We start from the raw sequence: 12,351 nt of genomic DNA, 5'->3' as shown, positions 1-12,351 counted from the left end.
GCTCAGCCGCCCTGCTTGTCGGCGCTCAACCACACGTTGGCCGGGTCGAAGTTCTGGAGCGACGGCACGTAGACCGCGCCCTGCACCTGGGACGCCCGGTAGCTGGCCTGGACCGGGTTGGTGATCGGGAAGAACGGGGCGTCCTTCATCACCTGTTGGTCGGCCTGCGCCCACATGGTCGCCGCCTCGTCAGTCGTCTTCGCCGAGTTCGCCTGCTCGATGAGGGTGTTGGCGGCGGGGCTGTCGTAGAGACCGTAGTTGCTGCCGCTGGGCGGGAAGGACACCTTCCCGGAGAAGAGCGGGTTGAAGAACGACACGGCCGCGTTGCCGTACCAGTCGGAGCCCCATCCGGCCGTAGCCAGGTCCCACACGCCCCGCTGGGCGACGGTGGGCACCTGCAGGTACTTCGTGTAGAAGTCGGCGTTCGGCGAGGGCACACCGACGACGGTGACGCCGATCTTCGACAGGTCCTGCTGGAGGGTCTGGAAGGTCTTGCTGCTGCCCTGCGATGCGTTGCGGTAGAGCATCTTGAGACTGAGCCCGTTGGGGTAGCCCGCCGCGGCCAGGTCGGCCTTGGCCTTGGTCGCGTCGTAGGGGTAGAGGTCGAAGTTCTTCTCACCACCGACGATGACCGGCGGGAGGACGTGGCTGAGGGCCTGGTTGACCTTCGGGCCACCCAGCACCTGGATGATGTTCGTGCGGCTGATCGCCTCGGAGAGGGCCTGACGGACCTTGACCTTGCCGAGCGCCCCGTTGGTGTTCGGTGACACGGTGTTGAAGACGACGTAGGGGTTGGACGAAGAGCTCGGACCGAGGTTGAGGTTGGGGTCCTTCTTGGCGATGAGCGCGGGAACCTGCGAGGGCGGCGTGGCGACGTCCCATTCCATGTCAGCACTGGGCGTGCCGGTCTGCAGCTGCTGCTGCACGGAGTCCTGGGTGACGGTCTCGTTGATGAGGACCTTGTCGACGTACGCCTTGCGGATCGGGTCGGTCGAGGCGGTCCAGGCGGGGTTGCGGACCAAGGAGATGCTCTTCGTCGGCGCATACGACTCGATCATGTAGGGGCCGTCGGAGATCGTGTGCTGCCCGAGCTCGGCGCTCGCCGGGACGTACGCGTCGTACTCCTTCGGGGCGGCCGAGAACGCAGTCAGGGTGAGCATGTCGGGGAAGAAGCTGGCCGGGTGGGTCAGCTTGAACACGACCGTGAGGTCGTCCTTGGCGACCACACCCGGCAGGTTGGTCCCCTCGAGGTAGGACGAGATGGCGGCGGCGGTGTGGCCCACCTTCCCGAACCCGTCGCAGAAGCTCTTGAACCCCACGATGAGGTCGAGGTAGTCCGGCAGGCCGCCGAACGGCTGCGCGGGGTTGCACGTGCGCTTCACGCCACGGACCACGTCGGCTGCCGTCACCTGGCGTGCCGGCGAGGTGCTCCACTTGGCGCCCGGTCGGATCGCGATGGTGTAGGTCAGCCCGTCGCTGCTCACGCCCTTGCCGGCGGTCGGCATCTCGGTGGCGAGGTCGGGGACGGCCTGGGTCACCTGACCGCTCTGCGCGGGGTAGGTGAACAGCTGCCGGCTCCACAGCCGCAGGCCGAGGTAGCCGACGCTGTAGTAGCTGATGTTGGGGTCCATGTAGTCGACGTCGCCGGCGCCGAGCATGTTGAGGGTCCCGCCCCTGACGGCGGCCGCTGCAGACCCCGAGCCACCTGGCACTGTGGTGCCGCCGCCGGTCGACCCGCTGCACGCCGCCAGCCCGAGGCCGATGGCGCCGACGGCCGCCACCCACGGGAGCGCCCTGGTGTTCCGTGTCATGAGGTCCCACTTCCGTGACGGGCACGAGTGCCGCTTCGGCGGTCGCTACAGGCGGCGCCGTTTCCACGCTAGGCACGCCTCCCGGACCGCAACGGCCACTTCCGGGAGCCGACACGGGAGTGCAACCTGACCGTCATGGGGTCCGGCCGTGGGTGACGGTTTGGTGACAGACGTCATGGACGGCGTGGGGCCGGGCGATACTTGGCCCATGACGCGGCGCGTGCTGCTGGTCGAGGACGATGCACGAGTCCGGCGCGTCCTGCGGCTCGCGCTGGAGGACGAGGGCTTCTCCGTCACCGAGGCCGCGGACGGGGGCCAGTGCCTGACCGACCTGGCCGAGGTCGACCCCGACGTCGTGCTGCTCGACCTCATGCTCCCCGACACCGACGGCTTCTCCGTATGCCGTGAGATCCGGCGCTCGAGCAGCGTGCCCGTCATCATGGTGACCGCTCGAACCGACAGCCACGACGTCGTCGCGGGACTGGAGTCCGGCGCCGACGACTACGTCACCAAGCCGCTCGTCGCGCGGGAGCTGACGGCGCGCATCCGAGCCATGCTCCGCCGGGTCGAACCGGCCGTGGACCACCGTCCGCGCCGCGTGGTGGTCGGAGATCTGGCGATCGGCCTCGACGACGGGGTGGTCACCCGCGACGAAGAGCGAATCCCCTTGACCCGCACCGAGTTCCGGCTTCTCGTGGAACTTGCCGTCGCCGACGGGAGGATCCGCAGCCGCGAGGAGCTCCTCGACCGGGTCTGGGGCTACGGCTACTTCGGTGACAGCCGCATCGTCGACGTGCACATCCGCAGGCTCCGGACCCGGATCGAGCCCGATCCCGCCAACCCGAGGTATGTCGTGACGGCACGCGGTCTGGGCTATCGGCTGGCGATCTGAGTGCACGGTCTGCGCTCGCGGGTGACCCTGGCCTTCGGGCTCGTGTCGCTCGCCGTGTCGGCCCTGCTCGCCCTGCTCGTCTGGACCGTCGTCTCGACCTACCTGGTCGACCAGCGCGAGACGGTGGCCGTGGCCGAGGGCGAGCTCGGTCGGACCGTGGTCGAGGACGGCCTCGTCGCCCGGGCAGGGCTGGTCACGGCCCCGCTCGACGGCCTGCCGACCGCCGAGTCGACTGCGTCGATGTGTCTCGTCGGGGGGGAGTGGTACTCGACCTCCCCCCGGGTCGGGGCGTCGGACCTCCCGGTCGGCCTCGTCGACGCCGTGACCAGTGGCCAGGAGTCGACGCAACGGATCCAGGTCGGCGGCCAGCTCCTCCTGGCGGTGGGGGTGCCGCTGTCCCCGGCCCACGCGGGCTTCTTCGCGGTGTTCCCGTTGAGCGACCTCGACCAGGCCCTGCGGACGTTGTCGACCGCACTCGTGCTAGGTGCAGCGCTCACAGCCGTCCTCGGCGCCTGGATCGGTCGCAGCGCGTCCCGACTCGCCCTGCGACCGCTGGCGGAGCTGGGCAGCGTCGCGGCGGCCGTCGCGGAGGGACGCCTCGACGCGCGCCTGCAGACCGGTGACGACCCTGACCTCGGTCCCCTCGGTGCGTCGTTCAACCGGGCCGTGGCCGAGCTCGAGCACCGGGTGGCGGCGGACTCGCGCTTCGCGGTCGACGTGAGCCACGAGCTGCGAACCCCTCTGACGACCATGCTCAACTCGATGCAGATCATCAAGAACCGAGAGGCATCCCTGCCGGTCTCGGTGCGTGAGCCGTTCGACCTGCTCGCGGAGGAGCTCGAACGCTTCCGCGTGCTCGTCGTCGACCTGCTCGAGATGGCCCGGCACGATGCCGGCCAGGGTCTCCTGCTCGAGGAGGTGAACCTGGCCGAGCTCGTGCGGACGGCCGCCGACCATGCAGCGGGCCGACCGGTGACCGAACCCGCCGGGCCACTGACGACGAGCGTGGACAAACGTCGCCTCGAACGCGTCGTCGCCAACCTCGTCCACAACGCCGAGTCCCACGGCGGCGGCGTCACGGCAGTCCGGCTGCTCCGACGGGGAGGGACCGCGCGGATCGAGGTGGACGACACCGGCCACGGAGTCCCACCCGACCAGCGCGGCCGGATCTTCGACCGGTTCGCCCGGGGCCCGGGCCCGGCCGGCAGCGGGGGGCTCGGGCTCGGCCTGGCCATCGTCCAGCGCCACGTCGCGCTGCACGGCGGCTCGGTCGGCGTAGAGGACCGTCCGGGAGGAGGCGCGCGGTTTGTCGTCGAGCTGCCGATCACCGATGGCTGAGGGACGACGTGGGCGACGAGGACGCCGGGCCCCGGGCGTCGTCGTCGCCACCTGCCTCGTCGTGCTCGGGCTCGGGTCCGCCTGCACCCTCGGCCCACAGGACGCGCCGGTCGCGGTCCCCGGGCGAGGCGCGGTGACGGCGTCGGCCGCCGGGCCGCCGACCGCGGTGCCGCTGACGATGCAGGCCTACCTGCTGCGTGGCGAACTGCTCTCGCGGGTCGAGCGGCAGGTACCCGAGGGATCGGGCATCGGACCGGCACTCGCGGCGCTCGCCATGCCGCTGTCACGGGACGAGGTCGCCCAGGGCCTTCGGACCGCGCTACCGCCCGCGACCGTGTCGCTCGTGGGCCGGTTGAACGGCACGCAGGTGGCGCTCGTCGACGTGCCCCAGGGCTTTGACCGCCTGTCCGCGCGCGACCAGGTGGCCGCCCTGGCTCAGATCGTGTTCACGGTTACGGCAGACACGGTCGCCACGGGGGTGCAGCTCGTGCAGGGTGGGCGGGTCATGCCGATGCCCGACGCGAGCGGGCAGCTCCGCTCCCGCCCACTCAGCCGGGCCGACTTCGCCGCCCTCGCGCCGACGTCGTGACCCCGGGAGGATGCGTGCACCCGCAAGGAGGGTCGCCGCATACGTCCTCCCCGTCGATGGGGAGCGAGCCGCCTACAGTTGGTCCATGGAGCGGCGGATCTTCGGGATCGAGAACGAGTACGGCGTGACCTGCACGACGCAGGGCCAGCGGCGCCTGACTCCGGACGAGGTCGCGCGCTACCTCTTCCGCAGGGTCGTCGCGTGGGGGCGTTCGAGCAACGTCTTCCTCGGCAACGGCGCGCGCCTCTACCTCGACGTGGGCTCCCACCCGGAGTACGCCACGGCCGAGTGCGACTCCGTGCGTGAGCTCGTCGTCCAGGACAAGGCGGGCGAGCGGATCCTCGAGGGTCTCGTCGAGGACGCCCAGGGCCGCCTGCGCGACGACGGTGTGGAGGGCGAGATCTTCGTCTTCAAGAACAACACCGACTCCGCCGGCAACTCCTACGGCTGTCACGAGAACTACCTCTACGGGCGGTCCGGCGACTTCCAGCGGGTCTCCGACATGTTCATCCCGTTCCTCATCAGCCGGCAGATCATCTGCGGAGCCGGCAAGGTCGTCGCGACGGCCCACGGCGCGAGCTTCGCCGTCAGCCAGCGGGCCGACCACATCTGGGAGGGCGTGTCGTCCGCGACGACTCGCAGCCGACCCATCATCAACACCCGCGACGAGCCGCATGCCGACGCCGAGAAGTACCGCCGCCTGCACGTCATCGTCGGTGACTCCAACATGTCCGAGACGACCAACCTGCTCAAGGTGGGCAGCGCCGACCTCGTGTTGCGGATGATCGAGGCGGGCATCGTCATGCGTGACCTGTCGATGGAGAACCCCATCCGCGCCATCCGCACCATGAGTCACGACCCGAGCGGTCGTGCCACCGTGCGGCTCGCCAACGGACGCGAGCTGTCGGCCCTGGACATGCAGCGTGAGTACCTCGACAAGGCCGTCGAGTTCATCGACCGCGAGGGCATGGACAGCCCGGACACGAAACAGGTCATCGACCTCTGGGGCCGGGCCCTCGACGCCATCGGGTCGGGTGACCTCGACGCCATCGACACCGAGATCGACTGGGTCATCAAGCACCGCCTCATCGAGCGCTACCGGGCCAAGCACGGACTTTCCCTCTCGGACGCCCGGATCCAGCAGATAGACCTCGCGTACCACGACATCAACCGTCGGCGCGGGCTCTTCTACCTGCTCCAGCGACACGGTCGAACGGCGCGCGTCGCCTCCGACGTCGAGATCTTCGAGGCGAAGGTCCGCCCGCCCCAGACGACGCGAGCCAAGCTGCGCGGCGACTTCATCCGGGCCGCCCAGGCCCACGGCCGCGACTTCACCGTGGACTGGGTGCACCTCAAGCTCAACGACCAGGCCCAGCGCACCGTGCTGTGCAAGGACCCGTTCCGTTCCGTGGACGAGCGGGTCGAGCGGCTGATGGAGACGATCGACCGGTCCCCGACCATCCAGCGCCCGCTCTGACACCACCCCCACGAGCACCCCCCCACGAGCACCCCCGCGGGCGACCGAGCACCCCTGGTGCCGGGTCACGGCAGGCCGTTCCCACCTGTCAACGCGCTGTGCATCACGCACAAGGGTGGGGGTTACAGTGGCTGGGATTTGCCCAGCGGGACCTCCACGCCCGCCCGCCCCGACCGAAAGTCTTCCCCTGTGCGTCCCAACCGCCCAGCCGCTAGCGCGGCCGTTGTCCTGATCGCTGCCCTCGGGCTCACGACCGTCGCCGCCTGCGGGTCGAGCTCGTCCGGGTCCACGAGCACCTCGACCTCGAGCGTCGCCGCTTCGACCGCCCTCAAGGGCGTGTCCGCGACCGGCGCCGTCGACCTCAAGACGGCGCCGAAGGTGACGATCGGCACCACGCCGATCAGCTCCAAGGCCGTCGAGCACAAGGTGCTGACCCCGGGCACCGGCACGGCGGCGACCAAGGCCGACACGGTGCGCCTGCGCGCGCAGATCTTCAACGGCACGAGCGGCAAGCTCATCGACGACGGCTTCTCCGCAGGCCGCTCGGTGGAGGGCTACCGTCTCGGCCGCTCCGACATCGTGGCCGGCTTCCTCGAGGGCCTGGTCGGCGCCACGAAGGGCAGCCGCATCGCCTTCACGATCCCGCCCGAGAAGGGCTTCGGCTCCGCCGGCAACGAGCAGCTCGGCGTGAAGGGCACCGACACGATCGTGGTCGTCGCGGACATCGCCGACGTGCACACGCCCCTGACCAAGGTCGACGGCACCCAGACGGCGGCGCCGGCGGGCCTGCCCACGGTGGAGTTCAAGAACGGACCGACCAAGGAGCCCACGGTCACGGTGCCCAAGACCGCTGCCCCGACGACGACGCAGCAGGCGACCCTGATCCAGGGCACCGGGGCGACCGTCGAGAAGGGCCAGACGATCAGCGCCCAGTACCACGGCGTCCTCTGGAAGGACGGCAGCGTCTTCGACTCCTCGTGGAAGCGTGGCGCGGCGGCCGACTTCCCGATCGGTGTCGGCCAGGTCATCCCCGGTTGGGACAAGACCCTGGTGGGCAAGAAGGTGGGCAGCCGCGTGCTGCTCGTCATCCCGCCGGCCGACGGCTACGGCAAGGCCGGCAGCCCGCCGAAGATCTCCGGCACCGACACCCTCGTGTTCGTCGTGGACATCCTCGACGCCTACTGAGCAGCAGCGGGACCGGCGACCCGGTCGCCACCTGAGTCTTCTGAGTCACCAAACGAAAGGGAAACGCAGCATGGCACTCGACCCCAACCGCACCAAGCCCGAGATCGACTTCCCGGAGGGCGACGCGCCTGCCGACCTCGTCGTCGAGGACCTCATCGTGGGTGACGGTCGTGAGGCGAAGGCGGGCGACACGGTCAGCGCCCACTACGTCGGCGTCGCGCACTCCACCGGTGAGGAGTTCGACTCGTCCTGGAACCGCGGCAGTGCGCTCGACTTCCGTCTCGGCGTGGGCATGGTCATCGCCGGCTGGGACAAGGGCATCGAGGGCATGAAGGTCGGTGGCCGGCGCAAGCTGACGATCCCTTCGCACCTCGCCTACGGCGAGCGCGGCGCAGGCTCGGCCATCGCGCCGGGCGAGGCGCTGATCTTCGTCGTCGACCTCGACGACGTGCGCTGAGCGCACCCGACGTCCGGCCCTGAGGGGTCAGCGACCAGCGAGCAGCATCCGGGCGGCATACCGCCCCGCGACGGCCGCGCCGAGGAATCCGGCGCGGTCGTCGTCGTATCCGCGGCCCATCGTGCGCAGCGGGACCGGCACCTCGCGCAGGGCCAGGTCGAGACCGTCGGTCTCCACCTCGTGGAGCGTGAGGCGACCGGCGCTCGTGGCCGCCAGTGCACGCGCCTGGTCGAGCACCAGTGCCCCGACGCTCCCCGGCAGGAGGGGGACCGGCACGTCGGCGGGCACGAGCGACACCCGTCCGTATGCCGTGAGGCTGTGGTGCGAGACCCCGCGGTGCCGCTCGCGCGGGTCGGCCTCGGAGATCCGCAGCGAGCAGACGGGCCGGCCCCCCAGCGTCCCCGCCGCGTTGACGGCCTCGCCGGCCGAGGTGCCCGAGAAGCCCCAGCGCGTGCCCGTGCCGAGGTTGCCCGGTCCCTGCGACACGACGACGACGTCGGCGCCGACGACGTGGTGCGCGGCCAGCAGGCCGGTGTGGACGTTGACGGCCTCGAGGTCACCGCCGAAGGCCTGCCCGACCGTGATGGACGCCTCGAGCCAGCCGGACGACCGCAGGCCGGCCACCGTGCGGGAGAAGTCGAGGGGGAGCGCGCCGCCGTCGGTCATGACGTAGGCCACCCGTACCGACGGCACGGCCGCTCGCAGAGCCGCCAGCACCGCCGGGAGGGCCGAGTGGAGGTCCGCGACGACGACCGGCAGGCCGGCGAGGTCGTCGGCGTCGGCGAGGACGGCGTGGTGCTCGCTGTCCTGCTCGTCGACGCCGAGCACCATCGTCTGCGAGGGCGTGTAGCGCGCCTTGACGACGTGCCCACGCACCGCGGCGACGTCGTCGACGGGCCGGGGGAGCGCGTCCGGGGCCGCGACGACGATGGCGAGACCGCCCGTGCCGAGACCGCGCTCGAGGGCCGTCGTGTTGAGCAGCACCGCGGTGCCCGGACCGAGGCTGCCGACGACCTCGACGTAGCCGAGCGCACGGACCACGTCACCGGAAGCGAGGCGGACGGCATACTCGACCGCCCCCGCCCAGCGGGAGCGGACCTCGACGACGACACCCCGGCGCCACTGGATCATGGGGTGACCCTATTCGATCGCATGTTCGGGTAGCGTCGGACTGCCCCCACGCGCCGCTGCCCCTTCAGGAAGGTCTCGATGAGCCCTGCGTCTGCCTCGGCCGACAAGACCGAACGGCTGCTCAACCTCATCCTCGCGCTGAAGTCCGCGCGGCGACCGGTGTCGAAGCAGAAGATCCGCGAGTCGCTGCCGGCCTATGCCGCCGCGACCTCCGACGAGGCCTTCGACCGGATGTTCGAGCGCGACAAGGACGAGCTGCGCGAGATGGGGATCCCCATCACGACGACCGTCCTCGACGTCCTCTTCGACGACGAGGTCGGCTACCGCATCGACGCGAGCGAGACCACGCTGCCGGCCATCAGCTTCGAGCCCGACGAGGTCGCTGCCCTGGCCCTGGCCGCGCGGGCGTGGTCCACGGCCAGCATCTCCGGCGCCGCGTCGGCGGGCCTGCGCAAGCTGCGCCTCTCCGGGGTCGAGATCGACGAGTCGGTCGCCGCCGGCGCCGAGCCGCGCATCCGCACCAAGGAGCCGGCGTTCGAGGCCGTGCACGCGGCCGTGACGGCCCTGCAGCCGATCACCTTCGACTACCGCAAGAACGACGGGGAGCTGACGACGCGCCACGTGCAGCCGTGGGCGCTGAAGAACTGGCACGGCCGCTGGTACCTCACCGGTTTCGACGTCGACCGCGGCGACGAGCGCGCGTTCCGGCTCAGCCGCTTCGAGGGCACCGTCCGTCGCAAGGGCAGGGCGGGGTCGTATGCCGTCCCGTCCGACCACGTGCCCGAGGTGGCCCTCGAGGCGCAGCCGCCCGAGCCCGAGGGCACCGCCGTCGTGCGCGTGCGCCACGGGCGCGGACACACGCTGCGCCGCTCCGCCCAGCGCACCACCGAGGTCGACGAGCAGTGGGCCGAGATCGAGGTGCCCTACCGCCGCGGCACGACCGAGCGCGACGTCGTGGCCCTGGGCACGCACGCCATGGCCGTGTCGCCGCCCGAGCTCGTCGAGGCCGTCCGCTCGGCGCTGCGGGCAGTGGCCCGGGCACACCACGCGTCAGCACGGGCAGGCGCAGCCTCCGTGCTCGAGACGTCACGATCGGAGGCACCGGCATGAGCGGTTCGAGACGGCCGGCAGCACGTCGACCGGCCGAGACGGCGACGCAGCGCCTGGGGCGCCTGCTCGACATGGTGCCGTGGCTGCTCCAGCACCGCGGGGTGCCGATCTCCGAGGCCGCGCGCGAGTTCGGTGTCGACGAGGACCAGGTCGTGGAGGACCTCGAGCTGCTGTTCGTCTGCGGCACGCCGGGCTACGGCCACGCCGAGCTCATCGACGCCCAGTGGGACAGCGGCCACATCTACCTCGACAACGCCGACGACATCGCCGCTCCCATGCGTCTGACCCGTGACGAGGCGGTCACCCTGACGGCCGGTCTGCAGGCCCTGGGCTCGACGCTGGTGGGGTCCGACGTCGCCGAGCGCACGCTCGACAAGATCCGGGTGGCGGCGGCGACGGGCGTCGGCGAACCGACGGGTCGCATCGACCTCGACCTCGACGACGGCAGCCAGCACCCGGCCATGGAGACGCTCAAGGACGCCTTCGCGCGCGGCCGGCGGGTGCACCTGGGCTACTACGTCGCGACGCGCGACGAGTCGACCGAGCGCGACGTCGACATCATGCGCATCCTCAACCTCGACGCGCAGTGGTACGTCGAGGGCTACTGCCACCGCGCCGAGGACGTCCGGCTCTTCCGGCTCGACCGCATCGAGGACGTCTCCGTGCTCGATGTCGACGGCACGCCACCGCGGCAGGCGCGCCCCCGGGACCTCGACGACGTGTTCGTCCCCGGTGAGAACGACCTCACGGTCGTCATCGAGGCAAGTCGCTGGGCGGCCTGGATCGCTGACTACTACCCCAACGAGGGGGTCGAGCGTGGGCCCGACGGTTCGCTGCGGGTGACCCTCAAGGTCGCCGACCCGGCTCTCGTCCGGCGCCTCGTGCTGCGCCTCGGGGGAGAGGCCCGGGTCGTCGAGCCACCGGAGCTCGTCGACGCGGTGGCCGACGAGGCACGGTCCGCGCTGGCGGCCTACGGCGAGCCCGGCTGAGCGCCGTCCTCCCGCACGGCCCACAGGTCAGGTTCACCGGGCGCACGTATGCTGGTCACCTGCAGCACCGAGGCTGCACCATGACCGTTCCGATCCGGACCGGACTTCGACGAGGAGACGTAACCATGCCCAACCTGGGTGCCCCCGAACTGATCATCATCGCGGTCGTGCTCATCGCCTTGTTCGGCTGGAAGAAGCTCCCCGACATGGCTCGCAGCCTCGGCCGTTCCGCCCGGGTCTTCAAGTCCGAGGTGGACGAGCTGAAGAAGGACGGCAAGCCGGTCCCCAGTGACGCGGCGCGGACCACCGTGCCCGGCGACGTCGTCGACGCCGACGCCGAGCGGCGTGCCGCGGAGGCCCGCCTTGCCGATGCAGAGCGCCGCGCCGCAGAGGCCCGCGCGGAGGCTGACCGCCTGCGTGCCGCCACCCCGGCCGCGACGACGACCCCCACGCCGACTCCCACGCCGACCCCGACGCCGACGAGCAGCACGGACGACGTCCGTCGCGACTCGACGTTCTGAGTGGGTCGGGTCCCGGACCTGTCACACGGACTCACCTGAATGCCGTCACTGCGACGCCAGCGCGACCCCGAGGGGCGGATGTCGCTCGGCGACCACCTCCGTGAGCTGCGCAACCGCATCACCATCAGCGCCATCGCCATCGTCATCGGTGGCGTCGTCGGCTGGATCTACTACGACCGCATCATCAGTGCCCTGACCAAGCCCCTGCGGGACCTGCAGGTCGGGCGTGGCGGCGTCGTCAACATCAACTTCGCGGGGATGACCGACGCCTTCGCGCTCCAGCTGACGACGTCGCTCTCCGTCGGCCTCATCATCGCCTCGCCGATCTGGCTCTTCCAGATCTGGGGCTTCATCGTCCCCGGGCTGACGAAGAAGGAGAAGCTCGTCGCGCGGCTGTTCGTCGTCGCCGCGGTGCCGCTCTTCCTCGCCGGCTGCCTCTTCGCGTTCATCATGGTGCCCAAGGCCGTCGCGGTCCTGCTCGGTTTCACACCCCCCGGGGCCTACAACCTCCAGGACGGGTCGCAGTACCTCAACTTCGTGCTGAAGTTCATCGTCGCCTTCGGCTGCGCCTTCCTGCTGCCGGTCTTCCTCGTCGCGCTCAACCTCGTCGGCGTGCTGCCGGCGAGGGCGATGCTCAAGGGCTGGCGTCCGGCCGTCATGGTGATCCTCGTCTTCGCGGCGGTCATGACCCCGACGCCCGACGCGTACACCATGCTCTTCCTGGCCACGCCCATGGTGGCGCTCTACTTCGCCTCGGTCGGCGTCGCCTTCCTGCTCGACCGCCGCAAGGAGGAGCACAAGCCCGACTGGTTGGACGTCCCCGACGACGAGGCGTCCTCCCTGTAGCGTGC

General features: G+C 70.8%; 12 protein-coding genes. 10 read left to right on the top strand and 2 right to left on the bottom strand.

The genetic code is table 11. The annotated features are described in order from the left end of the window. Positions 1–2: 2 nt before the first annotated feature. Positions 3–1,811 carry an ABC transporter substrate-binding protein gene (locus tag AC1DIW_RS18955; RefSeq protein ID WP_478110134.1) on the bottom strand — a complete coding sequence of 603 codons (1,809 nt, stop codon included), beginning with the start codon at positions 1,809–1,811 and terminating at the stop codon, positions 3–5. 208 nt (positions 1,812–2,019) lie between these two features. Here AC1DIW_RS18955 and AC1DIW_RS18950 point away from each other — a divergent pair, with 208 nt between their 5' ends. The 6 genes from AC1DIW_RS18950 (at position 2,020) to AC1DIW_RS18925 (ending at position 7,749) form a co-directional block, all read left to right on the top strand. After that, the gene (locus tag AC1DIW_RS18950) at positions 2,020–2,703 is read left to right on the top strand and encodes a response regulator (protein ID WP_442279541.1); all 684 of its coding nucleotides are present in this window, start codon (positions 2,020–2,022) and stop codon (positions 2,701–2,703) included. Between the two features lie 21 nt (positions 2,704–2,724). After that, positions 2,725–4,041 (top strand): HAMP domain-containing sensor histidine kinase, encoded by a 1,317-nt coding sequence (locus AC1DIW_RS18945; RefSeq protein ID WP_478110132.1) that lies wholly within the window; start codon positions 2,725–2,727, stop codon positions 4,039–4,041. After that, the gene (locus tag AC1DIW_RS18940; RefSeq protein ID WP_478110131.1) at positions 4,034–4,630 is read left to right on the top strand and encodes a GerMN domain-containing protein; all 597 of its coding nucleotides are present in this window, start codon (positions 4,034–4,036) and stop codon (positions 4,628–4,630) included. The genes AC1DIW_RS18945 and AC1DIW_RS18940 overlap by 8 nt, the downstream gene beginning before the upstream one ends. Positions 4,631–4,715: 85 nt before the next feature. Further along, positions 4,716–6,107 carry a Pup--protein ligase gene (pafA, locus tag AC1DIW_RS18935; protein WP_478110129.1) on the top strand — a complete coding sequence of 464 codons (1,392 nt, stop codon included), beginning with the start codon at positions 4,716–4,718 and terminating at the stop codon, positions 6,105–6,107. Between the two features lie 189 nt (positions 6,108–6,296). Then, entirely contained in the window at positions 6,297–7,292 is a 996-nt protein-coding gene (locus AC1DIW_RS18930; RefSeq protein ID WP_442279545.1) for an FKBP-type peptidyl-prolyl cis-trans isomerase, read from the top strand. A gap of 70 nt (positions 7,293–7,362) precedes the next feature. Further along, complete coding sequence (locus AC1DIW_RS18925; protein ID WP_478110127.1) at positions 7,363–7,749, top strand: FKBP-type peptidyl-prolyl cis-trans isomerase; 387 nt, start codon at positions 7,363–7,365, stop codon at positions 7,747–7,749. 27 nt (positions 7,750–7,776) lie between these two features. On the opposite strand, the gene AC1DIW_RS18920 is transcribed toward AC1DIW_RS18925, so the two are convergent. Next, on the bottom strand, positions 7,777–8,880 hold the full coding sequence (locus AC1DIW_RS18920; RefSeq protein ID WP_478110125.1) for a DUF3866 family protein: 1,104 nt from the start codon (positions 8,878–8,880) through the stop codon (positions 7,777–7,779). A gap of 78 nt (positions 8,881–8,958) precedes the next feature. Between AC1DIW_RS18920 and AC1DIW_RS18915 the strand changes: the two genes are divergently transcribed. From AC1DIW_RS18915 to tatC, 4 genes are all read left to right on the top strand, one after another. Further along, a complete protein-coding gene (locus tag AC1DIW_RS18915; protein ID WP_442279548.1) occupies positions 8,959–9,990 on the top strand; it encodes a helix-turn-helix transcriptional regulator in 1,032 nt (343 codons plus the stop codon). Continuing rightward, positions 9,987–10,979: a helix-turn-helix transcriptional regulator gene (locus AC1DIW_RS18910; RefSeq protein ID WP_478110123.1), complete on the top strand. Its 993-nt coding sequence runs from the start codon at positions 9,987–9,989 to the stop codon at positions 10,977–10,979. Before AC1DIW_RS18915 ends, AC1DIW_RS18910 begins: the two co-directional genes overlap by 4 nt. A gap of 125 nt (positions 10,980–11,104) precedes the next feature. After that, the gene (gene tatA / locus AC1DIW_RS18905) at positions 11,105–11,500 is read left to right on the top strand and encodes a Sec-independent protein translocase subunit TatA (RefSeq protein WP_478110121.1); all 396 of its coding nucleotides are present in this window, start codon (positions 11,105–11,107) and stop codon (positions 11,498–11,500) included. A gap of 39 nt (positions 11,501–11,539) precedes the next feature. After that, positions 11,540–12,346: a twin-arginine translocase subunit TatC gene (gene tatC / locus AC1DIW_RS18900; protein WP_442279551.1), complete on the top strand. Its 807-nt coding sequence runs from the start codon at positions 11,540–11,542 to the stop codon at positions 12,344–12,346. Positions 12,347–12,351 lie beyond the last annotated feature (5 nt).

This window comes from Terrabacter sp. 01T434 (assembly GCF_056398545.1).
The sequence above is the reverse complement of the archived record's forward strand: the minus strand, read 5'-3'. Positions and strand labels throughout refer to the sequence as shown.